Below are 24106 nucleotides of genomic sequence, written 5' to 3' on the forward strand. Positions count from 1 at the left end.
TCCCCTGGGCGACGTCCAGCGACGGCTGCCCCGGTCGGTGCCCACCTCCCGTAGTTGCCGTCAATTCAAACCGAAAGAAGGAGCTGAACATGTACGCAAGGAACGACTTTGAGACCTTCGGCAGCGTGCGTAGCCCGATCCAGTGTGAGGGCATCGAGCGCGGTCCGAAGCGGATTGCCGAAGTGGCGACCAACGGGTCGGTCAACCCGCAGGGTTGGCAGGACATCCTCGGTACGGCCGTGCAGGCGCTGCCGGGCGTCCTCGGTGCCTTCGGCATCTGATCGCCAAACTCGGGGCCCGGCGCTGTCGGGCCCCACCCCACCTCGAGGAGGCCGACATGATGCAGAAGTCCACCGCCAGGAGCCCGCAGCAACAGCAGCAGAACGGTCGCCGGATCGAGCCCTCCGGAAAGATCGTCGTGTCGTCAGTCGTGACCCACGCCTCGCTGCTCGCCGCGATCAGCGACCGCAACCCGATCATCGCCAAACGCACCACATCCGACGAAGACAAATCCTGACGTCGTCGTCATCACCGAACCTATGGAGCCGATGCCATGGCAAGACCGCCCCGCAAATCCGGATCCGACAGCACAGCCTCTCCGCCGCCGGCGGAAGCATCCGCAGCGTCAAGCCTTGCCGACGCGCGGCGCCCGTTGGAGGCAGCTGTCGTCGCCCGTCCGAAGATCGCCACCACCCCCGCCCCGCCGACAACGTCGGCCTACATGGCGCCGCCGCAGGGCCCCGGTGCTCCGCAGCAGATGCGCCATGACGGCTCGCCGCATTCGGAGGCGAGGCTCAATACCGCGATGAAGATCCTGCTCGATCCCGCAGCCCGCGCGCTGCCGAGCAAGGTCTATTCCGGACAGGCACGAAACTGGACCCGCAGACCGTAACCAGGTCTACGCACTGAGCGGCGCTTCGATCCGCTACCCACGCAACGGTCCGCCCGATCCGGCGGCGCGGCCGTTGCCGCTCGTCGGAGAGAGACATGGACCAGAACGGCAATTCCCCTCGCATCGATCTGCGCCGCGCCGCCTGCACATTTGCGGGCCTCGGGACACTCCTGTTTCTCGCGGCCGGCACCATGCGATGGGCCGGCGCCTGGGTGTTCCTGCTCGAGATCGCGATCGGCGGGCTGATCACCGAGGCATGGCTCGCAAGGCACGATCCGGGGCTGCTGGCAGAGCGCCGCACCGCGCGCGGCCAGGCCGGGTGGGATCGCGTCATCACGACGATCATGCCGCTGTTGTGGCTGACATGGCTGCCGCTGATGGCGCTCGATGCGGTACGCTACCAGGCATCGTTCGTCCCCTTCTGGCTGCAATGCGCGGGCGCGGCGATGATCGCCGCCTCGTTCTACATCGTCTACCGGACCTACCGCGAAAACAGTTACGCCGCCCCGGTCGTGAAGATCCAGCGCGAGCGCGGGCATGCAGCTGTGACCACGGGGCCTTACGCCTTTGTGCGGCATCCGATCTATGCCAGCGGCCTGCTGACCTATGTCGGCACGCCGCTGCTGCTCGGATCCTGGTATGGCCTTGGCATCGTCCCTGTCATGGCGGCGTTGCTCGGCCTGAGGTCCATGATGGAGGAGCGGATGCTCGCCGCCGAGCTCGACGGCTATGCCGAATATCTCGCCCGCGTACGCTACCGCCTGGTTCCGATGGTCTGGTGAGCCCGTTCCGTATGGCGGAGTTTGCCGCAAACTGGCGGCTTGCCTGATCGACGGCAATTCCAATAAAGAAGGCTGAACGCGCGTTTCCCTGTCTTCGGCCAAAACGGCCGGACGACCCGAGGCGAAGCCGCCGCTTTGCAACGGGCAGGACATTGATGATCGAGGCAGTGATCTGGGATTTCGGCGGCGTCTTGACCACCTCGCCGTTCGAGGCCTTCGCGCGCTACGAGACCGAGCGCGGCCTGCCGGTCGACATCATCCGCCGCACCAACGCCGCTAACCATCTCGAGAACGCCTGGGCCAAGTTCGAACGCGCCGAGATCGGCATCGACGCGTTTGATGAGCTGTTCGCCACGGAATCGAAAGCGCTCGGCGCCGAAGTGCGCGGCAAGGACGTGCTGCCGCTGCTCTCCGGCGACCTGCGCCCCGAAATGGTCGAGGCGCTGAAGCGCATCAAGGCGAAATTCAAGACCGGCTGCATCACCAACAACCTGCCGTCGAACGCAATCGGCAGCCACAGCGGACGCACGCTCTATGTCGCGGAAGTCATGGCGCTGTTCGACCACGTCATCGAATCCGCGAAGATCGGCCTGCGCAAGCCCGATCCGCGCATCTACCAGATGATGGTGGAGACGCTGCGGGTGAACCCGAAGAACTGCGTCTATCTCGACGATCTCGGCGTCAACCTGAAGCCGGCGCGCGAGATGGGCATGACCACGATCAAGGTTGTGAACGCCGCGCAGGCGATCTCCGAGCTCGAAGCCGCGACCAGCCTCACGCTGAGGTGAAGCGGCCTCGGAGCATATTCACTCCGCATTCAGGCGGCAGTCTCTAATTCTCAGCCTCCCCTGGGGTCACGGCGCGAACGCGAAATCGCATTGTGATCCCGTTCCTGGTCTGAGCATGACGTTCCGGAAAAGCCGACATCGCTTCTTCGGATCATGCCCGCGGAGGCACATCCCATGAAACGTCTCGTCGTCGCCCTTGTCTCGGCTGGTTCGCTGTTGGTCTCGGTGGCAGCGTTCGCTCAAGCAACCTCAACCCCCGCACCGGCAGCAGCGCCGGCGGCAACTCCCGCGCAAGAGAGCACGTCGGCGGCAGTGCCCGTGCCTGGTGCGAAGCGCGCGGCCTGCCAGAGCGCGGCGAAGGCGCTGAAGGGTCAGGACCGGCACGACCAGATGCAGCTCTGCATGGCGCAGGCGCATCTCGACTGCCTGAAGCAGGCGATCGACCAGAAGATCGTCGGCCCGCAGCGCAAGGATTTCGTGAAGAGCTGCGCGGGCTGACTGCGACCGACGCAACTCCAAGGCTGGGTGCTCGCCACGATCGAAGTCTGTAGCCCGGATGAAGCCAACGGGTCGCGCGAACGCGCGCCCGGTTGGCTTCATCCGGGCTACGCTCCTCCGTATTGCGCTCGGCGGAATACCCCGGAACCATGCGCTAAGCCCAGCCTTTACCCCATGCCTTTGCGGGCCAAACGAGCCTTGTGCTTTGCCCGCAACGGGAGCAGAACAGGTCCGAGTTCAAGGCAAATTCGGAGCTGATCCTCGTGGCTGACACCAGGCCCACCGCCTCGATCGAGGCCGTGGAAAGCGGCCTCGCCGCGCAAGGCTATATTGCGAGCCGGCAGATCGCGACCGCGGTCTATCTGTCGCAGCAGATCGAGAAGCCGATCCTGGTCGAAGGCCCTGCCGGCGTCGGCAAGACCGAGCTTGCGAAGGCGATCGCCGCCTGGCGCGGCCTGAAGATGATCCGCCTGCAGTGCTATGAGGGCCTCGACGAGGCCAAGGCGCTGTATGAGTGGAAATACGCCAAGCAGCTGCTCTACACCCAGATCCTGAAGGACAAGCTCGGCGAGGTGCTCGGCGGCGCGCAGTCGCTGGCCGCAGCGCTCGACCAGCTCCATACTTTCGGCGACGTGTTCTTCTCCAAGGAATTCGTCGAGCCGCGGCCGCTGTTGCAGGCGCTGGAGCAGCCGGCCGGCTGTGTGCTCCTGATCGACGAGATCGACAAGTCGGATGCCGAATTCGAATCGCTGCTGCTGGAAATCCTCTCGGACTTCCAGGTCACGATCCCCGAGCTCGGCACCGTCTCTGCGGTGGCGCCGCCGACCGTGATCCTGACCTCGAACAGCGAACGCGATCTCGGCGATGCCTTGAAGCGGCGCTGCCTGCATCTGCATATCGGCTTTCCGGAGCAGAAGCTGGAAGAGCGCATCGTCGAGAGCCGGGTGCCCGGCATCTCGCAGACGCTGCGCAAGCAGATGGTCGGCTTCATCCACGAGATCCGCTCGCTGGACCTGAAGAAGCTGCCTTCGGTCAGCGAGGCGATCGACTGGGCGCGCGTGCTGGTGCTGCTGCAGGCAAGCGAGCTCGACCACGAGATCGTCAAGGACACGCTCAACGTGCTCCTGAAATACGAGGCCGATATCGAGGCCGCGTCGCCGCAGATCTCAAGCTTCATCGCCAAGGCGTCGCGCCAAGGCGTGTTCAGCTAGATCAAGATGCGCGAGAACCTGCATCGCTTCTTTCGTGCGGCGCGGGGAGCCGGGGTCCGGGTCTCGCCTGCCGAGAGCATCGATGCGATGCGGGCGGTCGCCCAGGTCGGCTTTGCCGACCGCGACATCCTGCGCGACACGTTCCTGCTGACGCTTGCCAAGACCCAGGACGAGAAGCGCTCGCTCGGCGAATGCTTTGACCTTTTCTTCAGCCAGCCCGAGCTGCAACAGGAAAGCGCCGAGCAGAACAAGACCGACGACAACAGCGAATCCGGCGCCAACCCGTCGGCTGATGAGCATGGCGATACGGCGGGCGGCGCCGCCAACGAGAATGTCGGGCCGCTGGCGCAGATGCTGCTGTCGCAGGATCGCGCCGCGATATCGACGGCGATCGCCAATGCTTCCGGCGCCGCCTCGCTGCCCGATATCCGCTACTTCACGCAGCGCGGCATCTTCCAGACCCGCATCCTCGATGCGATGGGCATCCAGCGCCTGCGCGACGATATCGACGAACAGACCACGCGCAATCCGGCGCTCGCCGAGCGGCTGCAGGAAGCGCTCAACGGCCTGCGCGGCACGGTTCGCGACGCGGTCTCGCAAGCCCTGCTGCTCTACGGGCGCGAAGAGGCCGAAAACCTGCGCAACGAGATCCTGCGCAACGCCCCGCTGGCGCGGATCGAGCCCCGCCAGGTCGAGCAGATGCGCGCGCTGATCCGCCAGATCGCGCGCCGGCTGCGCGAGCGCTATTCCAAGCCGCGCAAGCGCCAGCGCCGCGGTCATCTCGACGTCCGCCGCACGCTGCGGCGGAACGCCGCCTGGGGCGGCGTGCCGTTCCTCACCGCGTGGAAGCGCAAGCATCGCGACCGGCCAAAGATCGTCGCGCTCTGCGACGTTTCGGGTTCGGTCGCCCGCGTCTCGGACTTCTTCCTGCTCCTGATCCACAGCCTGCACGAGGTCGTCGACGACGTCCGCTCGTTCGCCTTCTCGGGCCATTTGATCGAGGTCAGCGACATCCTGGAATCCAATTCGCCGGAAGAAGCGATGAAGGAGATTATGTCCAAGGTCGGCTTCGGCTCGTCCGACTACGGCAATTCCTTCGCCGATTTCGAGGACAATTGGATGAGCGCGATCACGCCGCAGACCACTGTGATCGTGCTCGGCGACGCCCGCAGCAACAATCTCGATCCGCGCGCCGACATCCTGCGCCGCATCGGCGAGCGCTCCAAGCGGCTGGTGTGGCTCAACCCCGAAGGCCGCATGGTCTGGGGTTTTGGCGATTCCGAGATGCCGCGCTACGCGACCTTCTGCACTGTTGTGCGCCAGTGCGCGACCGCGCAGCAGCTCGAGCGCGCCGTCTCCGACATCGTGGCGACGTATCAGTAGATCGCCGGCGCATTAGAGCGTTTTCGAGCGAAGTGGACACCGGTTCGCTTGAAGAAAACACGTCAAACAAAAATCTAGAGCTTCGGTTCTGATTCAATCAGAACCGAAGCTCTAGAGGCGAAGCGAGTCGCTGTGAAATAGCCATCCGACAAACGCGACCAGCGTCAGCGCGATCGAGGCAAAGATGCTGACGAGCTTGATCGTCGTGATCGCCTTCAGGATCGAGACGGAGCGTGCCGCAGCATGCGGGTCACCGTGCAGCAGCAGCCAGCCCAGCAGGCAATCCTCGATCAGGTCGCTCAGCAGGTATACCGCCGGCACGACCAGGCCGAGCCACGCTGCAGTCGGATAGATCTGGTTGAGCCAATATGATGACGCCGCGCCCATCGCGCCCGCCAGCGCCAGCATGACGATGAGATCGAGCGGAAACAGGATCGGGAAGACATACTTCATTCGCAGATCGGATTGCACCAGTTCGCCGAGCTGATCGCCGGTGAATCTCAGCGTCTTCTCCGGAAAGCGGGTGCGGAATCTGCCCGCGAAAACGCGATCGGAATAGCTGCCGACCCACCAGAACAATCCGAACGCACTCACCACCAATCCCGCGAGAATGACCGTCACGAGCGCTTGGTGGCTCATGCCGATCCGTTCCTGTCCAGGCTGAGAAAGCTGCGGAAGGCAGCGGGCAAGATGATCGCGCGCACCTGCGAAATCCCTGAAGGGCAAAAAATATCGACGCGATATCGCAATCACTGACGATGAGATTTCCACCTTTTCCAAAGTGTTGCAATTGAATTCTGCGGATCGCTGTGGCGTGCGCGCACGCGCGCCCGATGCCGGCCGCAGACTCCAGAACGACAGTCGGCGTTCATGCCGCGTACACAGAACCGTCTTCAATTGAAGATTGAATCTTCCCCGTATTCTGCCGTACATAGATGTCGCGAATTTTCACGGCGGCCGCGGGGACAACGGATGCCGAAGGATATTGTGATTTGTTGCGACGGCACCGGCAACGAGATCGGCGCCAATATTTCCAACGTGCTGAAGCTGTTTCGCGTCGCCGACAAGGATGGCCGGCAGCGGATCTACTATCATCCGGGTCTCGGCACGATCGGGCTGCAGAACAGCTGGGGCCGCTTCAAGCAGGAGGTGCGCGGCCTTTTCGGCCTGGCCTTCGGCGCCGGTCTCGACGAGGACACGCTTGGCGCCTACCAGTTTTTGTGCCGGCTCTGGGAGCCCGGCGACCGGGTCTGGATGTTCGGTTTCAGCCGCGGCGCCTATACGGTGCGCACGCTGGCGGCCTTTGTCCATGCGATGGGCCTGTTGCCGGTCGACCAACTCGACCTCGCCAGCTACGCCTTCGGCAGCTACAAGAAAGCCAGCTCGGACGCTCAGAAGTCCGACGGGACGTTTGACCCGGCCCCGTTGAAGGAAGTCTGGCACTTCAGCCAGATCGCCGGCGGGCGCAACATCGACATCGAGTTTGTCGGAGTCTGGGACACCGTGGCCTCGATCATCGTGCCGCGGCAGGACAACTTCCTGTTCGACATCCAGACGCTGCTGTTTACCCGCACCAACTCCAGCGTCAAACGCTTCCGCCAGGCGATCTCGATCGACGAACGCAGGCGCATGTTCCGCCTCAACCGCTGGATCGATCCGCAGAAGTTCCGCTCCGATCCGTTCGATCCGGCAACGGAGGTGGAGCAGGACATTCGCCAGGTCTGGTTCGCCGGCGTGCACTCCGACGTCGGCGGCGGCTATCCCGAGGATCAGAGCGGGCCGTCAAAATTTCCGCTGATCTGGATGCTCGAGCAGGCCAGGGTCGCCGGGCTGCACATGGATCAGGCACTGATCGATCATCTCGCCTGGGGGATGCCGCTGCCGCCGCACAAGCACGAGTACGTGCCGCCGAACGCGACCGCCCCGCTGCACAATTCGCTGACCGCCGCCTGGGAAATCCTGGAATGGATTCCGAAGAGCGACAAATGGAAGGAATGGCCGGAGCGGAAGTCCTTCCTCGGCTTCTATCTGCCGCGCGGCGAGCCGCGGCCAATTCCGGAAGGGGCAACCATCCATGCCTCAGTGGTCGAGCGCATGGAGAAGGATCCGACCTACAAGCCGATCAACCTGCCGAAGACCTACAAGGTCGAGCCAATGACGCCACCACCGGCGCCGCCGGCCTGACAGCGCGAGGGCTCCTTGCTTCGACCCGTTTCTTCACGCGAGCCGGCATCCACTTCGCTCGAAAGCGCCTGTCGATCGCAGCCTTGATCCGCTTGCGGCTGAATTCAGCCGATCGTGCGGCGTGCGCGATGACAAGCAGCCATTGCCTGAATTGAGTTTATCGCAGGACGGTGTATTAACTCGTTTCGTTCCGGAATCGTTCGACCGGGGAACTCGAATCGCCCCGCGCAGGGATCATGACCGCCCAGCCCGCCCTCGATCATGCATCCGCTTCGCCCCGCGACGCACGATCCGTGCTCAGTTCCGTATTCGGCCTGTCTGGCTTCCGCGGCGCGCAGGAAGAGATTGTCCGCCACGTCACCGATGGCGGCAATTGCCTGGTGCTGATGCCGACCGGCGGCGGCAAGTCGCTGTGCTACCAGCTGCCGTCGCTGCTGCGCGACGGCTGCGGCATCGTTGTGTCGCCCTTGATCGCGCTGATGCGCGACCAGGTCGCGGGCCTCACCGAGGCCGGCGTCAACGCCGCGGTGCTGAACTCGACGCTGTCCTATCAGGAAGCCTCAGAGGTCGAGCGGAGGCTGCTCGCGGGCGATCTCGATTTGCTCTATGTCGCGCCGGAACGACTGCTGACGCCGCGCTGCCTCAATCTGCTCGGCCAGGCGCAGATCGCGCTGTTTGCGATCGACGAGGCGCATTGCGTCTCGCAATGGGGCCATGACTTCCGCCCCGAATACATCGGCCTGTCCGCCCTCGCCGAGCGCTTCCCCAAGGTTCCGCGCATCGCGCTGACGGCGACCGCAGACGCGCTGACGCGAAAGGAGATCGCCGAGCGGCTGTCACTCACCGACGTGCCGGAGTTCGTCGCAAGCTTCGACCGCCCCAACATCCGCTACGAGATCGTCGACAAGCAGAACGCCACCACGCAGCTGAAGAACTTCATCAAGGAGCGGCATGCCGGCGACGCCGGCGTGGTCTATTGCCTGTCCCGCGCCAAGGTCGAGGACGTCGCGGCGTCGCTGAGCGAGGCCGGCATTCCCGCGCTGCCCTATCACGCCGGGCTCGATGCCGGCGTGCGTGCCCGACATCAGGATCGCTTCCTCAATGAGGACGGCATCGTGATCGTCGCCACGATTGCGTTCGGCATGGGCATCGACAAGCCCGACGTGCGCTTCGTCGCGCATCTCGATTTGCCCAAGAGCATCGAAGCCTACTACCAGGAAACCGGACGCGCCGGGCGCGACGGCAAGCCGTCGGCTGCGTGGATGGCCTATGGTCTCTCCGACATCGTGCAGCAGCGCCGCATGATCGACGAATCGACCGGCTCCGACGCCTTCAAGCGGGTCTCGATCGGCAAGCTCGATGCGCTGGTTGCGCTCGCGGAGACGGTGCATTGCCGGCGGCAGCGCCTGCTCGGCTATTTCGGCGAGACCCGCACCGATGAAAGCTGCGGCAATTGCGACAATTGCCTGACGCCGCCGCGGGTCCGCGACGGCAAGGTGCTCGCACAGAAACTATTGTCCTGCGTCTATCGCACCGGACAACGCTTCGGCGCCATGCACCTGATCGACGTGCTGGTCGGGCGGCTGACCGAACGCGTCAAGCAGTTCAACCACGACCAATTGTCGGTGTTCGGCATCGGCCGCGAACTCAACGAGAAGCAATGGCGCGCGGTGCTGCGCCAGCTGGTGGCAATGGGCCATCTGCGCGCCGACAGCGACGCTTTTGGCGCGCTGAAGCTGACCGACAGCGCCCGCGGCGTGCTGAAGGGCGAGACGTCCGTAATGCTGCGCGAGCAGCCGGAAGGCGCGCGCAACCGTGCGGTGCGCAGCAAGTCGCGCCGCGGCGAGCTCGCGCCCGCCGCCGACAGCCCCGGCGGGATCGCCAACCCCGCGCTGCATGCAGCGCTGCGCGCGTGGCGTTCGGAGGTCGCGCGGCAGCGCGGCGTGCCGGCCTATGTGGTGCTGCACGATTCGACGATCGACGGCATCGCCGCCATGCGTCCGGATACGCTGGACGAACTGCGCAACATCGCCGGGATCGGCGACAAGAAGCTCGAGCATTACGGCGACGAGCTGATCCGGATCGTGAAAAGGACGGAAGGCTGAACCAACCTCAAGATACCTTCTTCGACGTCAGCAGCTTGATAAAATTCCGCTTCGCCTTGTGGCGTGTCATGAGGTCAGCGAGGTAGGCCGAATGTTGGATGGCTCCGTCAAGCCGCCGCATCCGTTTGATCATAGCGTGAGCGTCGCTGTAGTTGCCCTGGCCACCTAGCCGAACCTTGCGTTCGACCAGCTCAGCATAGGCCTTCAACGCCTCGGCAGGAAGATCCGCTTCGCTCGCCCTGGCGAGTTCTTCCATCAGAATTTCGCGGCATCCGTGCTTGTCGGCAGCCGCCCATGCGTCTGCCAGCAGACCCTCCGCCATGAGCACTCGAACGAGAACCTCGGCTGCTCCGAACACACTCCATTCCGATTGCGAACCAGACTTCCCCGCTCGGACGCTCAGCGCGGCGATGGCCTTGTCGCGGACGAGGATCTGGGCGTTGCCAGCGCCGGCGTCGGATTTCAATCGCAGGTACAGCTCGACGCTGGGTTCCCGACTGAACAGCTTCCAGAGCCGTTCGTTGGCATCTTCATTTCGGCCGCTGCGCTGAAGCAGACCACAGGTAAAGAGAACCAGACGCTGGTCGGGCTCATCCTCGAATTTCCACAACCCCTCTTCAGCCCATTTCAGCGCTTCCTGTTCCCGTCCGTTGTCGAGACAGAGCTGGGCAACACCGAGATAGTCGTGCGCAGTCGACAGATCACTCGCCCGAATGGCGATGCCCGCGTCGACATCACCGTCTCGTTCAGCAAAGCGCTCCATCATAGCCCGAAGCGCATATTCTCCGCCGGTCCGGATCTCGGTTCGCCTCCCTCGCCTGGATCTTGTCTTTTGCCATGCTTCGGTCGCCAGTCTGCGATACTCGGCTAGCCCCGCCGTACCCAAGACATCAGCATAGGTCTCGCTCGCGCCAAAGAAGAAATCCCGGTCGGAATTGAGTTCGCGGGCAAACAGCACGCGCGCCAATTCGATGGAATCAGGCTTTGCCTGCTCGCAGGCGGCAAGATGAATTTCGCAAGCCCGCGCGTAGCAAGCTCCCCCGCCGCCATCGGAATCATCGACCTTGGTCAGCGCCTCGTCCATTCGTCCGAAGAAATGATCGAGCAGTTCGAGGACAAGCAACGCTCTCCCGCCTCCGAGCAGAACCGAAATGCGATCAAGTGCGCCATCAATGTGACGCACCCAGTCGCGCATGTCGCGATATTCGATGTAGCCGCGGACGCGGGTCGCGTCAGTGATGGCTCTCTTGAGTTGCGCGCTCAGCGTGGCATCGTCGGCCGAGTCGAGCGCGGCCGACAGCTCCAGCTCCTCAAGCAATTTGGGGGCGCGCTCAGCGAGTCCGATAATCATTTCGACAAGACGATCGATGCCCTTCGCGCGCAGATGATCACGGATCTTGCCAAGCCGGTTCGAGGCCTGTCCCAGTTCGTCCGGCTCCAGATTGTTGACGGTCAAGGCTACCGCGGTCAGATGCTTGCAGAAGCCCCGATCGGCGAAGGCCTGACAAGTGCAAGCGCCGGAAAAGATCTCGCCTTGGCCGGTCAGCTCACAGCGATAGATTTCAGTACCTGCTACCCGCGCAACCACGCGGGCCTCGTCGATCGTGATGATCTCCACCCGCCGATCCGCCTGATAAGCGCTGCCGCGAGCAAAGGTCTTGTCACCAGCGACCTCGCGCAACGCCGCGAGGTCGAATCGGTCGGTCCGTAGCATAGCCTCAATATCGGAGGCGGATCGCTTTCGGGCTTGCGCCATATGGACGGCCCATTGGTCTCGAGAGGTTCGATAGCCCGGACTATATCCGACTGCGCCGACCCCGACGAGATTCGAGGGTCTCAAGATCACAGGGATTGACGACAGTCCCCTGTTCCGTCATCTGCCGCTCTTGCTGTTCGCGGCCTCGCGCGCAAGGTTCGGCGCCTCGCCTGAAGCAGCGCCCGGATACCGCAGCCCTCCGCCCAGCGGCATAGGAGCCATACCCGGCGCGGCAACCCATGTGCTTGCGGGCCGCGTCGCCCTCGCCCTAATCTTTTGCCCAACGCGTCCAGCGAGGCGCGGACAAGTCATAACGATATAGGGAAGAGACGGGCCATGGCTCAGGAGAGCACCGCGCGCAAGGCTGCGCGCCCTGCCGAAACTGGAACGTTCGACGCCGTCGTGATCGGCGCAGGGTTTGCCGGCATGTACATGCTGCATCGGCTGCGCGGGCTCGGCTTCACCGCGCGGGTCTATGAGGCCGGCGGCGGCGTCGGCGGCACCTGGTACTGGAATCGGTATCCGGGCGCGCGCTGCGACGTCGAGAGCCTGCAATACTCCTTCTCGTTTTCCGAGGAACTCGATCAGGACTGGAGCTGGTCGGAGAAATATTCTCCGCAGCCCGAAATTCTCGCTTACGCCAACCACGTCGCCGACCGCTTCGACCTGCGCAGCCAGATCGTGTTCGACACCCGCGTCACGGCGGCGACCTTCGACGAGCAAGCAGGCAGCTGGCTGATCGAAACCGATCGCGGCGACAAGGTCACCGCCAAATTCTGCATCATGGCCGTCGGCTGCCTGTCGGCGCCCAACCGACCCGCTTTCGCCGGGATGGCGGATTTCCGCGGGCCGATCTATCACACCGGCGAATGGCCGCATGAGGGTGTCGACTTCACCGGCCTGCGCGTCGGCGTCATCGGTACCGGCTCGTCCGCGATCCAGTCGATTCCGATCATCGCGCAGCAGGCCTCCGAGCTCACCGTGTTCCAGCGCACCGCGACCTGGTCGGTCCCGGCGTGGAACGAGCGCCTGTCGGCGGAGTACCTGAAGGAAGCCAAGGCGCATTATCCGGAGCTGCGCGCGAAAGCGCGTGCGCGCCCGACCGGCTTCTACTTTCAGTTCAACGCCCAGCCCGCCTTGCAGGCGAGCGAGCAGGAGCGCGAGCAGCTCTATGAGGAAGCCTGGCAGCGCGGCGGCCTGCCCTTCCTCGGCGCGTTCGGCGACCTCCTGTTCGAGCAAGCCGCCAACGACACCATCGCCGATTTCGCGCGCGAGAAGATCCGCGGCATCGTCAAGGATCCCGCCACCGCCGACCTGCTGTGCCCTCGAAACGTGTTCGGCTGCAAGCGGCTCTGCGTCGATACCAACTACTTCGAGACCTACAATCTGCCGCATGTGAAGCTGGTCGACGTGTCGAAGACACCGATCGAGCGCTTCACCACCGAGGGCATTGTGGTCGACGGCACCGAACACAAGTTCGATGCGATCGTCTCCGCCACCGGCTTTGCTGCCATGACCGGCTCGTTCGACAAGATCGCGATCACCGGCCGCGGCGGGCAGACGCTCGCCGAAAAATGGCAGGCCGGCCCGCGCGCCTATCTCGGCCTCGCCTCGGAGGGATTTCCGAACCTGTTCATGATCACCGGGCCGGGCAGTCCGTCGGTGCTCGCGAGCATGATCCAGGCGATCGAGCAGCATGTCGACTGGCTGGCGGATTGCATCAGTCACATGCGCGACATCGGCGCCGGGACGATCGAGGCGGTCCGCGACGACGAGGATGCGTGGGTCGCCCATGTCAACGACGTCTCCACGGTCTCGCTGCGCTCGACCTGCAGCTCCTGGTATGTCGGCGCCAACATCCCGGGCCGTCCCCGGGTGTTCATGCCCTATATCGGCGGCTTCCCGATCTATGTACAGAAATGCAATGAGGTGATGAATTCGGGCTATGACGGCTTCGTGCTGCAGGGTGCGCGCAACGGCAACGCGCCGCCGCAGGTCCGCTTCACCGAGCGCTGGCAGGTGCCACTCGATATCGAGGTGATCTCGCCGGCCGCGGTCGCCGCCAAGCGCGTCCCCATGGTCTGAGCCTCAGCGGTATCCCGGCCGGGATCGCGCGTGATAGTGTCGTGCCGGGTTCGCGTTTCGCACCGCGGGCCGCACGGGAGACGATGGCCGACACGGCATTGCAGGGATTGGTCGAGCGGATCGGCGCGGATCACGTCGTGCGCCGGCTTGGAATCGAGGCCGCGCATGAAAAGCAGCTGTTCGGCCAGGGCACGCTCGTGTTCAATGTCGAGAACTGGAAGCTGGCGCCATGGGTCGTCGAGACTGCGCTCAAGCTGGCTGGCCTCTATGGCCGCGCGCGGCGCAACGCCGACCGGGTCGAGGTGCGACGCAATCTGGTGACGTCGACGCGCCTGCCGGCGGCGTTCGACGGCTTCACCATCCTTCATCTCAGCGATCTCCACGCCGACATCAGCCAGGGCGCGATGCGGCATCTGGCTGATATCGTCCGCTATGTCGCCTGCGACATCTGCGTCCTGACCGGCGATTATCGCGGCAAGACGTTTGGACCGTTCGAGACCAGCCTCGCGCTGATGAAGGATATCTGCGCGCGGATCAAGCTGCCGCTTTACGGCATCCTCGGCAATCACGACAGCATCCGCATGACGCCGGCGCTGGAGGCGATGGGGATCAGGATGCTGTTCAACGAGCAGGAGCCGATCACGCGCGACGGTGCGACCATCCATCTCGCCGGCATCGACGATGCGCATTTCTATCGCACCGACGACATTGCAAAGGCGGCCGCGGCGATCCCGCGCGATGCGTTCTCGATCCTGCTCGCGCATACGCCGGAATCCTATCGCGAGGCGGCAGCGGCCGGCTTCGACCTGATGCTGAGCGGCCATACCCATGGCGGCCAGCTCTGCCTGCCCGGCGGCATCGCGATCAAGCTGGAGGCGCGGCTGCCGCGCCGGATGGGCAGAGGTGCCTGGCGGTTCGGCGAACTGGCCGGCTACACATCGGCCGGCGCCGGCACCAGCCTTGCGCCGGTGCGGCTGAACTGCCCAGCCGAGATCACGGTGCACACGCTGCGGCGGCTCGGTTGAACCCGACCTGCCGTCACAGGCGCCCTTGGCCAAAATATCGAAAACAACCCCATGCACAGTAGCCGGCGGCTGCCCGACGTCGCGGTCGCAGGTAAAATCGTATGGCCGACAGCCCTATGCGATCGCCCTGCCGTAACGATGGGGAGAAGCGGCAGCGGAGGTCTCAATTTCCCCGTTTCGCGCTCGCGCTTTGTTCGCTCACCGTGCAGGTGATCAACAGGGTGTAGCCGCGCGCATCCTTGGCGATATCGGACGTCTCCTTCTTCGTCCCGTCGCGCCATTCGGCGGTCCGGTACATCACCGCGCTGTTGTCGAGGAAGTCGCGAAGCGCGCCGGTCTTGATGGCGAAATTGATGTTTTCCGGGATCGATCCCGTGGCCCGCGCCATCCTGACCGCGTCGAGCTTCGCGGCCACCACGCCGACCACGGCGCCGCCGAGATCGAACAGCGGTCCGCCGCTGTTGCCGGGTTGGACCGCGGCGCTGATCTGCAGATGACGCGTGTCGTTGAGGATACCGCTCAGTGACGAGACGATGCCCGTGGTCACGGTGAAATCGGATGTCAGCAGGCCGTGATAGGGATAGCCGATCGCCACGACTCCGTCGCCAACCCGAATCGAGTTCTGCCGGATGCTCGCAACATCCTTGAACGGGGACGGCGCCTGCAGCAGCGCAAGATCGTTGGTCTCGTCGTCGGACACCAACCGCAATTTGACCGCCGCCGCGCCGCTCAGATTGCCCGTGATCTCGCTGCAACCATCGACGACATGATGGTTGGTGACGACGTGGCCGCTATCGCTCACGACGAAGCCGGTACCGGTGCCTGATCTCGCCTGCTTCGCGGGCGGCGCGCTGGGTGCTGCGGCCCGTTGCGGCGGCGCGGCCGCAGGCTTTGTCGCGACCGCGAATTCGCCGGCATTGGCGACGCCGTTCTTCTTCACCGAGACCACGCAGTTGAGCAGCGCCGGCAGCAGCTGCGCGGTCTGATTGAGATTGTACTGAAACAACTGCCCCTGCGCAAACGCAGTCATCTGGCGCGCCTTGCGGAACTGATTGATCAGGTTGGAGGTCACCGGCATCTCAACATTGACGAGCTGGGTGCCGAGCGGCATGCCGTAGACATTGAACGTAGGCTGGCCGTCGAAGGTCAGCGCCAGCGGAAAGGCCTCACCCGGCGTCAGGCGCCAGCTGTCATGGGCAAAGCCCAGCCGCCAGCTGCCCGTCGCGGTAATCGCCACCACGAAGTAGATTCCGCTCTGATAGACCGTCCCCGCCGAGCAATGCGTGAACGCGCCGCTCTTGTCGTCGGTGAAGGCGCCGCCCTTCCAATTGCCGACCGTGATCGAGCCGTAGGGACCGCGGGCGCTCGATGGAGTTGCGGACACAAACAGCCACGCGGCCGCAACAGCCGCCCAGATCGCAACTCTCATGACGCATACTCCAAAACCACAACCCATCATAGGAGGTGGAGAAATTCATCCGCAAGTGGTGCGCGTCTTGGCCTTTGCTCCAGCGGCCACGCAATACCGCCGCGGATGAGGCGATCGCCACATCCTCAGGTTACAGCACCAATGTTCTTATTTTGTTCCGAAGATGTCAACCCGGGCACATTCCAGCCGCCGCGCCAGGCGGACGCTATTGCGGCTCCCGAACCGATGACGGCGCCGGCGGATTCGGATCGCTGAACCAGTAGCGGGATGCGAAGGCATGCACGCCGACGCCGATCAGGAAGATGCCGGCGTAGAGCTCGATCTCGCTGTTCATCGCCAGCAGGCGAGCGCGCGGCGTATGACCATGGCTCTGGCAAGCCCAAAACCAATGCCCCACCGCGACGATGCCGACGCCGAGCGCGGCGATGGCTCGGCCGGCCGCATTCATCATCCTCACGCGAAGGTCTCCCGACTCGCCCGGCTTGGGCAGGATATCGGGAGAAGCTGACGCCGACCTGACGCAGGACGGACGGGACCTGTAGGCCTGTAGCCCGGATGCAGCGAAGCGAAATCCGGGATCTCGCGCCGTCGAGAGACCTACCCGGATTGCGCTTCGCTTCATCCGGGCTACGAACTGGTGGCCGTGCATCCTTCGAGACGCGCGGAGCCTGTCATCGGGCCGCGCTTTGCGCGGACCCGTTGGCGCTCCTCCAGCGACAAAGGCGAAGCCCTTGCGCGGGGATGACGGACGAGAAGTTCGAAGCCACGAAATCGGCAGCCCTGCCCCGCCTCAGCCGTTCCTGAACGCGTAGGCGTAGCCGTTGAGCGCCGGCGCGCCGCCGAGATGGGCGTAGAGCACCTTCGACCCGGCCGGGAAGAAACCCTTCTGCACCAGATCGATCATGCCCTGCATCGACTTCCCCTCGTAGACAGGGTCGGTGATCATGCCTTCCAGCCGCGCACTGAGGCGGATCGCCGCCTTGGTCTCTTCCGACGGCACGCCATAGGCGGGATAGGCGTAGTCCTCGATCAGAACGACATCATCCTCGACAATGTCGCGGCCGAGCTCGACCAGATCAGCGGTGTTCTGCGCGATCGACAGCACCTGCGCCTTGGTCTGCGCGGGCGTGAACGAACCGTCGATGCCGATCACGTTGCGCGCGCGCCCGTCGGCGGCGAAGCCGACCAGCATGCCGGCATGGGTCGAGCCGGTCACCGTGCAGACGATGATGTAGTCGAACTTGACGCCGAGCTGGCGCTCCTGCGCGCGCACCTCTTCGGCGAAGCCGACATAGCCAAGCCCGCCATATTTATGCACTGAGGCGCCCGCGGGAATGGCGTAGGGCTTGCCGCCTGCAGCCTTCACCTCCTCGATCGCCTGCTCCCAGCTCTTGCGGATGCCGATGTCAAAACCTTCGTCGACCAGGCGTACATCCGCGCCCATCACCCGCGAGAGCAGGATGTTGCCGACGCGGTCATAGACGGCGTCCTCATGCGGCACCCAGCTTTCCTGGACCAGCCGGCACTTCATGCCGATCTTGGCCGCGACCGCTGCAACCATGCGGGTGTGGTTGGACTGCACGCCGCCGATCGACACCAGCGTGTCGGCGTTGGAGGCGATCGCGTCGGGGATGATGTATTCGAGCTTGCGCAGCTTGTTGCCGCCGAAGGCTAAGCCCGAATTGCAATCCTCGCGCTTGGCATAGAGCTCGACCTTGCCGCCGAGATGCTTGGACAGCCGATCGAGCTTCTCGATGGCGGTCGGCCCGAAGGTGAGCGGATAGCGCGCGAACTTCTCCAGCATGCTGGCATCCTCTTTGGTGGTCTGGAATGGCGGCGACATTTATCACTCAAGACGCGAAAGGTGCTCTCTAAGTCAGCCCACCTGATTGTCATGGATTGCACCATTTTCTCTGAATGATACGTTTTGTCTCACTTATCTGCCAAACAACGAAAGATTCTTTCATGTCCGCCCGGCTCGACCGCATCGACCTCAAGATGTTGAGATTGCTGCAAAAGAACGGCCGGCTCAGCAACGCCGAGCTGGCCGATCAGGTCGGTGTCAGCCCCGCGACCTGCCATCGCCGGACCCAGGCGCTGTTCGACGAGGGCTTTCTCAGCGGCGTCCGCGCCATGGTGGCGCCGCGCAAGGTCGGCAAAGGCGCGCTCGTGATGGTCGGCGTCGTGCTCGACCGCTCGACGCCGGAGAGCTTTGCGAGCTTCGAGCAGGCGGTGGCGAAACTCAAATGCGTGCTCGACTGCCACCTCGTCGCCGGCGACTTCGATTATTTCCTCAAGATCCGCGCCGGCGACATGGAGGATTTCAACCGCATCCATGGCGACCAGCTGATCGCGCTGCCCGGCGTGCGGCAGACCCGCACCTTCTTCGTCATGAAGGAGGTGGTGGACAACGCGGCGCTGGAGTTCTGAGCCGCTAAAGCGCGATGAGATTGGGTTGAATCGGCTCACGGCGGTTTCGGTTCACCTTCCCCGTCGGGGAGAGGTCGGATTGCGCCTGGCGATGCGAAGCATCGTCCAGTGCAATCCGGGTGAGGGCTCTTGCTCTCTCGATAGGCCGTAACCCCTCACCCGATTTGCTACGCAAATCGACCTCTCCCAAGGGAGAGGTGAACCTGCGATGCCGATCCAGCCTAACCTAATCTCATCATGCCTTGGCTCCGCTCGGCAACCTACTTCGATGCCTTGGCGATCTTGTGCGCAAGATGGCCGGTCTGATGATCGCGACGGAGTTGGCTCAGCGAGGTCTCGTTCAGCGCAGCCAGGACATCGCTCAGCTTCTCGGTTTCGGGATAACCCGCCGCGAAACCTGGCCCGTAAACCTTGCGCAAGGTGCCGAGCAGCGTGTTTCCGTGCTTGCCGCTGATTTCGCCGTCCTTGTTGGGATGCCGGTGGTCGAGACCTGCCTTGCTCATGTTGCTCTCCCTTGAACCATTGGCCGGCAGCATCTGCCTGCGGAGATCAAATGGCAATTGAGGCCGCAAACGGCCGGGAACCCATCGAGCGCTCTCATCCGTCCTTCGTCGAAGGCGAGTATTCGGTGGCTATTTGCGGCGGATTCGGTCAATGTAACCAACGTGCTCCTGCGGACTCCGGAGAGGCCTGACGCGGCCTACCGAACCAGCAAGTCGCGTCCGTACGGGAAGCCACAGCTCCATTGCGTCACAGCACAGTCCTGCGTGAGAGCACCCCCAACTGCAGAGGTGGACAGATGTCATATGCCTACAAGCTGAATGAGGACGTTCACCACCGAGCCCAGGGACCGCAAGGTCGTGCCGAGGCCGATGAGCCGGCGGTCTACACCATCGTTCAACGCATGCCGATCGAAGCAGACGGGCGGCTTCGATACCGGATCAGGAGCAAGGCAGGCAATATCGAGCGCGTGGTGACGGAAGAGCAGCTGTCGTATTCGCAATAGGCAATGGGCCGCCGGAGTTCTGAGCCAGACGCGATCTCCGACAGCTGCTGCTGTCGGCCTGCCTGCCCGAGAGGAGTAGTCCTTTCATTCGACTTGATGGGCCGCGCAAATCGGCGCAGTCTCTCCCGGACTCCCCACAGGGCTGCAGGGTCGCGCGCGCGGATGCGCGGGTAGATTCATCCGGGGATGACCGTCATGAACGTCACGGCGATGAGACTGGCCATACCGTTGCTGGCACTTGCGGCCGGCGGCACAGCTGCGTTCATTTTCGGCATCCACCGAACCCAGCAGATCCTGGGCGAGAACACGCGCTTGATGGCGGCGGCGCCGTCCGCGCCCGCGCAAGACCAGGACAAGACTGCGCTGGCAAAGGCGCAGACCGAGACCGCCGCGCTGGCCAGCGCGTTGGCAGGACCCTCGCCAACACCGGACGGCAACGCGGTGCCGGAATTCGACGTCGTCAGCATCGAGCCGACCGGTGAGACCGTTGTCGCCGGCCGGGCGCTCCCTGGCGCGACGGTGGAATTGCTGCGCAACGGCGAGGTGCACGATCGCGCCGTGGCGGACAAGTCCGGCCAGTTCGTCATGGTGCCGCGCCCGCTTCCGCCGGGAAACTACGACCTCACCCTGCGCATCACGCGCGATGGCAAGCAGGTGACCTCGAAGCAGAGCGTGGCAGTGGCGCTCGACGCTGCGGCCAGCGAGCGGCCGATGGTGGCGCTGATGGCGCCGGACAAGCCGATCCGCGTGCTGTCGCAACCGGCGCCCACCTTGCCGGCCGCCGGGAAGGTGGCTGTCGAGGCCGTCGAGACCGAACCGGGCGGCAAGCTCCATGTCAGCGCTCAGGCAACTCCCGGCGCGACGGTCAGGCTCTATCTCAACGACAGCTTGATCACATCCGCGACTGCCGACGCGGCGGGGCACTTCTCGGTCACGATCAACAAGGGCGTAACGACCGGCGATTATCGGATCCGGCTTGACGACGTCGACCCCGGCTCCGGCAAGGTCCGCGCGCGTGCCGAGGTTCCGTTCAACGTATCCGACACGACGACGACCGCATCGATCCCGGCGCCTGCGGCGTCGTCCGCTCGTACGGATGTGACTGCGCCTCAACTCGCGGCGGCAACCACCGCCACACTGAGCTCACCTTCCGCGGTGATCGTGCCGAAGATCACGACGACCACCGTCGCCCGCGGCGACAGCCTGTGGCGGATCAGCCAGCGCGCATTGGGCGCCGGGCAGCGTTATGCGGTGATCTATCGGGCCAACTCGAAGCAGATCCGGAACCCCAATTTGATCTATCCCGGCCAGGTGTTCGTCCTGCCGGCTCGTTGAGGCCAACGCTCCGCCAGCGGCGCAGCAGGTCTGGCGCACGCGCTTGCTCAGCACTAGATGTGCAGCCATGCAGCACCCCGCCCTTGAGGATTTCGTCGCCGGCCACCAGCGCCTGTTTGTCCTGACCGGGGCCGGCTGCAGCACCAATTCCGGCATTCCCGATTATCGCGACAGCGACGGCAACTGGAAGCGGACGCGGCCGGTGACGATCCAGGCATTCCTGGGCGAAGCGGCGACGCAGCAGCGCTACTGGGCGCGCAGCATGGTCGGCTGGCGGCGGTTCGGCCGCGCGGCGCCGAATGGCGCGCATCGCGCACTGGCGAAGCTCGAACAGCAAGGCCGCTGCGAACTGCTGCTCACCCAGAACGTCGACCGCCTGCACCAGGCAGCGGGCAGCCAGCGCGTGATCGACCTGCACGGCCGGCTCGATGTGGTGCGCTGCCTCGGCTGCGGCGCGACGATGCCCCGCGAGCAGTTTCAGGGCGAGTTGGCGCGGCTGAATCCTGCCTGGCTCACACTCGATGCCACCGATGCGCCCGACGGCGACGCCGATCTCGAGCAGGATTTTTCGTCGTTCGTGGTGCCGGCCTGCGAGGCCTGCGGCGGCGTGCTGAAACCCGACGTGGTGTTCTTCGGTGAGAACGTGCCGCGCGATACCGTCGCGTCGGCGCAGGCGCATCTCGAGCAAGCCGACGCTCTCCTGGTCGTCGGCTCCTCGCTGATGGTCTATTCCGGCTTTCGTTTCGTCCGGATGGCAGAGCAGCGTGGCCTGCCGATCGCCGCCGTCAATCTCGGCCGCACCCGCGCCGACGAGCTGCTCACGCTCAAGATCGAGGATAGTTGCGAGACCGCGCTGGCGTTCTTGCTATAGGCCGGCGCCGTTCGCCCGCGCTCTCACGCGCGATGGCGCTGCGACTTGGCCATCGGCATGTTGGCGTTCCAGTGCGTCCAGCTGACGCTGGCGAGGCTGCCCCGGTCCGTTGCCAACGGACGACGCGTGCGGCGTTCGTACTCCGCGATGCAGCGGCCGGATTCGCCGATCTTGCGCTGCAATTCGTCGATCGTCATCTGCGTCGCGCGGCCGCAATTGGCCTTGCCGAGCTGATCGACCTCGATCGCCTTCAACGCCGCACGCAGCTTCTTGAGCTGCGCGCGCTGCCAGGCAATGTGACTGTTGCTGTCTGCCGTCATGTGGCCGCCACCATCTTTGATCGTTGCACGCCGTTGGGAACCTCGATGTCGACTTCGAGCATCGAGACGAACTTGCCCCGGTCCATCCGGACCACGACCTTGTCGGGATCGACGTCGATATGCTTGGAGACCACGCCCAGGATTTCCGAGCGGAGCATCTCCAGAAGGTCTGGCGTGCCGGTCCGGCCGCGCTCATGCGACAGCAGGATCTGCAACCGCTCCCGCGCGACGGGCGCCGATGCAGAGCGCCCGCCGAACAGCCGCATTACGTTCATCATGCCGCCCTCCGTCGTAGCAGCCGGTCCATCAACCCCTTGCGCTCGACCGGCACGATCATCTCGACCGCCTCGCCCATCAGGCGCCGCACCGCGTCGGTATAGGCTCGCGCCGGCGCGCTGCTCGCAGCGTTCAGCGTGACCGGGCAGCCGACATTGGAAGCGCGCAGCACGTCCTGGCTTTCCGGGACAATGCCGAGCAGCGGCGTCGCAAGGATTTCCAGGATATCGTCGATCGACAGCATCTCGCCGCGGGCGGCGCGGGCGCTGTCGTAGCGGGTGACCAGCAGATGCTTCTCGACCCGCTCGCCGCGCTCGGCGCGGGCCGTCTTGGAATCCAGCATGCCGATGATGCGGTCGGAATCGCGCACCGACGACACTTCCGGATTGGTGACGATGATGGCCTCGTCGGCATAGCGCATCGCGAGCGTCGCGCCGCGTTCGATGCCGGCCGGGCTGTCGCACAGGATCCAGTCGAACTTGGTCTTGAGATCGGCGATCACGCGCTTGACGCCTTCTTCGGTCAGCGCGTCCTTGTCGCGGGTCTGCGACGCCGGCAGCAGCCAGAGATTTTCCAGCCGCTTGTCGCGGATCAGCGCCTGCGGCAGCTTGGCGACGCCCTGCACCACATTGATGAGGTCGAACACGACCCGCCGCTCCGCGCCCATCACCAAATCGAGGTTACGCAGGCCGACGTCGAAATCGATGACGACGACGTTCTGGCCCAATTGCGCGAGCGCTGCGCCAAGCGCTGCGGTGGAGGTCGTCTTGCCGACCCCGCCCTTCCCAGATGTCACGACCAATACCTTGGCCATTCTCTCTCTCCTTGTGGTCGATCAGTTCAAAGCTGTGATGCGCAGCATTTCGCCCTCGAGCCACGCCTGGGCGGGCCGGTTGCGCAAGCTGTCGGCGATGTCATCTGCGGTCTGGTAGTAGCCGTCGATGGCGAGCAATTCGGCTTCGATCTTCTGGCAGAAGATTCGCGCCGCCGAATTGCCGTTGATGCCGGCCATCGCGCGGCCGCGCAGCGCGCCGTAGACATGGATCGAGCCGCCGGCGACGATCTCGGCGCCGGAGCCGACCGAGCCGAGCACGGTGACATCGCCCTCGGCGAACACGATCGACTGGCCGGAACGCACCGGGCTCTCCAGCAGCAGCGACGGCAGCTTGGTCTTGTCCTTGTTTTTTTCCTGCACAGGCGGCGTCTTCGGCTCGACATGGGTGATCGCGCAGGCGCGGCCGCCGGTCAGAAGCGGCGGCAGGTTGGCGCCGAGCTTGGATTCGTCGACACCCTCGATGCCGAGGATGCGGATGTTGCGTTCAGCGAGGCTGCCGACCAGATGCGCGATCGCGGCCTGGCTGAGGTCGACCGCCGAGAGGTCGAGCACCACAGGCTTGCCGGTGAAGAAGCCCGGCGACTTCCCCAGCGTTGCGTCGATCTCGGCGAGCCAGGACACGACAGGCACGACGGGCGAGAAAACGAACGCAACATAGGAACGGCCGCGCATGCGGACCTGCTGACGTGCCACCTGTTGAGTTGCGTCCATCGCCTCTGACTCGGTTGTCTTGTCGAATGGTTAACAATCGGGCCGCATGGTTAACCAAAGGTTAACGAAAGGGGGTGTTTTCACGGATTTGCGAGGGCTGTTCCTTTCGCCCTGCCGCGTGGCGGCCAACCGCCAAAGAAAAAGCCGGCGTCAGTCGACGCCGGCTTCATGCCGTTGAGCGGAT

The 24106-nt window shown here is 64.4% G+C and carries 26 protein-coding genes; 16 read left to right on the top strand and 10 right to left on the bottom strand.

The window, feature by feature from the left end; genetic code table 11:
* Positions 1-89: 89 nt before the first annotated feature.
* The 8 genes from ACE10Z_RS40980 (at position 90) to ACE10Z_RS41015 (ending at position 5554) form a co-directional block, all read left to right on the top strand.
* Entirely contained in the window at positions 90-281 is a 192-nt protein-coding gene (locus ACE10Z_RS40980; protein ID WP_029080476.1) for a hypothetical protein, read from the top strand.
* 56 nt (positions 282-337) lie between these two features.
* The gene (locus tag ACE10Z_RS40985) at positions 338-517 is read left to right on the top strand and encodes a hypothetical protein (RefSeq protein ID WP_050630159.1); all 180 of its coding nucleotides are present in this window, start codon (positions 338-340) and stop codon (positions 515-517) included.
* Between the two features lie 36 nt (positions 518-553).
* Positions 554-892: a hypothetical protein gene (locus tag ACE10Z_RS40990; RefSeq protein WP_375785750.1), complete on the top strand. Its 339-nt coding sequence runs from the start codon at positions 554-556 to the stop codon at positions 890-892.
* A gap of 95 nt (positions 893-987) precedes the next feature.
* A complete protein-coding gene (locus tag ACE10Z_RS40995) occupies positions 988-1674 on the top strand; it encodes a methyltransferase family protein (protein ID WP_375785751.1) in 687 nt (228 codons plus the stop codon).
* 155 nt (positions 1675-1829) lie between these two features.
* Positions 1830-2462 (top strand): HAD-IA family hydrolase, encoded by a 633-nt coding sequence (locus tag ACE10Z_RS41000; RefSeq protein WP_375785752.1) that lies wholly within the window; start codon positions 1830-1832, stop codon positions 2460-2462.
* A gap of 174 nt (positions 2463-2636) precedes the next feature.
* Entirely contained in the window at positions 2637-2960 is a 324-nt protein-coding gene (locus tag ACE10Z_RS41005) for a hypothetical protein (RefSeq protein WP_375785753.1), read from the top strand.
* Positions 2961-3217: 257 nt separating this feature from the next.
* A complete protein-coding gene (locus ACE10Z_RS41010; protein ID WP_375790047.1) occupies positions 3218-4171 on the top strand; it encodes an AAA family ATPase in 954 nt (317 codons plus the stop codon).
* Between the two features lie 6 nt (positions 4172-4177).
* Positions 4178-5554 carry a VWA domain-containing protein gene (locus ACE10Z_RS41015; protein ID WP_375785754.1) on the top strand — a complete coding sequence of 459 codons (1377 nt, stop codon included), beginning with the start codon at positions 4178-4180 and terminating at the stop codon, positions 5552-5554.
* 111 nt (positions 5555-5665) lie between these two features.
* Here the strand turns inward: ACE10Z_RS41015 and ACE10Z_RS41020 are convergent, their stop codons facing one another.
* Positions 5666-6193, bottom strand: a complete 528-nt coding sequence (locus tag ACE10Z_RS41020) for a hypothetical protein (RefSeq protein ID WP_375785755.1) — start codon at positions 6191-6193, stop codon at positions 5666-5668.
* 333 nt (positions 6194-6526) lie between these two features.
* Between ACE10Z_RS41020 and ACE10Z_RS41025 the strand changes: the two genes are divergently transcribed.
* Together ACE10Z_RS41025 and recQ are read left to right on the top strand one after the other, a co-directional pair.
* Positions 6527-7738, top strand: coding sequence for a DUF2235 domain-containing protein (locus ACE10Z_RS41025; protein ID WP_375785756.1), 1212 nt, complete (start codon positions 6527-6529; stop codon positions 7736-7738).
* A 236-nt stretch (positions 7739-7974) separates the two neighbouring features.
* Entirely contained in the window at positions 7975-9843 is a 1869-nt protein-coding gene (recQ, locus tag ACE10Z_RS41030) for a DNA helicase RecQ (protein ID WP_375785757.1), read from the top strand.
* Between the two features lie 7 nt (positions 9844-9850).
* Here the strand turns inward: recQ and ACE10Z_RS41035 are convergent, their stop codons facing one another.
* Positions 9851-11557, bottom strand: coding sequence for an SWIM zinc finger domain-containing protein (locus ACE10Z_RS41035; RefSeq protein WP_375785758.1), 1707 nt, complete (start codon positions 11555-11557; stop codon positions 9851-9853).
* A gap of 378 nt (positions 11558-11935) precedes the next feature.
* Here ACE10Z_RS41035 and ACE10Z_RS41040 point away from each other — a divergent pair, with 378 nt between their 5' ends.
* Together ACE10Z_RS41040 and ACE10Z_RS41045 are read left to right on the top strand one after the other, a co-directional pair.
* On the top strand, positions 11936-13684 hold the full coding sequence (locus ACE10Z_RS41040) for a flavin-containing monooxygenase (protein ID WP_375785759.1): 1749 nt from the start codon (positions 11936-11938) through the stop codon (positions 13682-13684).
* A gap of 83 nt (positions 13685-13767) precedes the next feature.
* A complete protein-coding gene (locus ACE10Z_RS41045; RefSeq protein ID WP_375785760.1) occupies positions 13768-14709 on the top strand; it encodes a metallophosphoesterase in 942 nt (313 codons plus the stop codon).
* A gap of 163 nt (positions 14710-14872) precedes the next feature.
* Here ACE10Z_RS41045 and ACE10Z_RS41050 read toward each other — a convergent pair whose 3' ends face one another.
* The 3 genes from ACE10Z_RS41050 to ACE10Z_RS41060 all read right to left on the bottom strand — a co-directional run bounded on the left by ACE10Z_RS41050 (position 14873) and on the right by ACE10Z_RS41060 (position 17942).
* Entirely contained in the window at positions 14873-16138 is a 1266-nt protein-coding gene (locus tag ACE10Z_RS41050; RefSeq protein ID WP_375785761.1) for a S1C family serine protease, read from the bottom strand.
* Positions 16139-16343: 205 nt separating this feature from the next.
* A complete protein-coding gene (locus ACE10Z_RS41055; protein ID WP_375790048.1) occupies positions 16344-16589 on the bottom strand; it encodes a hypothetical protein in 246 nt (81 codons plus the stop codon).
* A gap of 339 nt (positions 16590-16928) precedes the next feature.
* Complete coding sequence (locus ACE10Z_RS41060) at positions 16929-17942, bottom strand: 1-aminocyclopropane-1-carboxylate deaminase (protein ID WP_375790049.1); 1014 nt, start codon at positions 17940-17942, stop codon at positions 16929-16931.
* Positions 17943-18103: 161 nt separating this feature from the next.
* On the opposite strand from ACE10Z_RS41060, the gene ACE10Z_RS41065 reads away from it, so the two are divergent.
* Positions 18104-18568 carry an Lrp/AsnC family transcriptional regulator gene (locus ACE10Z_RS41065; protein ID WP_375785762.1) on the top strand — a complete coding sequence of 155 codons (465 nt, stop codon included), beginning with the start codon at positions 18104-18106 and terminating at the stop codon, positions 18566-18568.
* 260 nt (positions 18569-18828) lie between these two features.
* On the opposite strand, the gene ACE10Z_RS41070 is transcribed toward ACE10Z_RS41065, so the two are convergent.
* Positions 18829-19071 (bottom strand): hypothetical protein, encoded by a 243-nt coding sequence (locus tag ACE10Z_RS41070; RefSeq protein WP_375785763.1) that lies wholly within the window; start codon positions 19069-19071, stop codon positions 18829-18831.
* 296 nt (positions 19072-19367) lie between these two features.
* On the opposite strand from ACE10Z_RS41070, the gene ACE10Z_RS41075 reads away from it, so the two are divergent.
* From ACE10Z_RS41075 to ACE10Z_RS41085, 3 genes are all read left to right on the top strand, one after another.
* A complete protein-coding gene (locus ACE10Z_RS41075) occupies positions 19368-19574 on the top strand; it encodes a hypothetical protein (RefSeq protein ID WP_375785764.1) in 207 nt (68 codons plus the stop codon).
* Positions 19575-19769: 195 nt separating this feature from the next.
* Positions 19770-20909 carry a LysM peptidoglycan-binding domain-containing protein gene (locus ACE10Z_RS41080; RefSeq protein ID WP_375785765.1) on the top strand — a complete coding sequence of 380 codons (1140 nt, stop codon included), beginning with the start codon at positions 19770-19772 and terminating at the stop codon, positions 20907-20909.
* A gap of 67 nt (positions 20910-20976) precedes the next feature.
* Positions 20977-21780: an NAD-dependent protein deacetylase gene (locus ACE10Z_RS41085; protein WP_375785766.1), complete on the top strand. Its 804-nt coding sequence runs from the start codon at positions 20977-20979 to the stop codon at positions 21778-21780.
* A gap of 23 nt (positions 21781-21803) precedes the next feature.
* Here ACE10Z_RS41085 and ACE10Z_RS41090 read toward each other — a convergent pair whose 3' ends face one another.
* From ACE10Z_RS41090 to minC, 4 genes are read right to left on the bottom strand one after another with little or no spacing between them, the layout of a single operon-like run.
* Complete coding sequence (locus ACE10Z_RS41090) at positions 21804-22100, bottom strand: hypothetical protein (RefSeq protein ID WP_092122321.1); 297 nt, start codon at positions 22098-22100, stop codon at positions 21804-21806.
* Positions 22097-22375 carry a cell division topological specificity factor MinE gene (gene minE / locus ACE10Z_RS41095; protein WP_171948207.1) on the bottom strand — a complete coding sequence of 93 codons (279 nt, stop codon included), beginning with the start codon at positions 22373-22375 and terminating at the stop codon, positions 22097-22099. Before minE ends, ACE10Z_RS41090 begins: the two co-directional genes overlap by 4 nt.
* Complete coding sequence (minD, locus tag ACE10Z_RS41100; protein ID WP_375785767.1) at positions 22375-23190, bottom strand: septum site-determining protein MinD; 816 nt, start codon at positions 23188-23190, stop codon at positions 22375-22377. The genes minE and minD overlap by 1 nt, the downstream gene beginning before the upstream one ends.
* A gap of 21 nt (positions 23191-23211) precedes the next feature.
* Positions 23212-23922: a septum site-determining protein MinC gene (gene minC, locus ACE10Z_RS41105; RefSeq protein ID WP_375785768.1), complete on the bottom strand. Its 711-nt coding sequence runs from the start codon at positions 23920-23922 to the stop codon at positions 23212-23214.
* Positions 23923-24106: the final 184 nt, after the last annotated feature.

Source organism: Bradyrhizobium sp. Pha-3 (genome assembly GCF_042258615.1).
Lineage (GTDB): Bacteria > Pseudomonadota > Alphaproteobacteria > Rhizobiales > Xanthobacteraceae > Bradyrhizobium.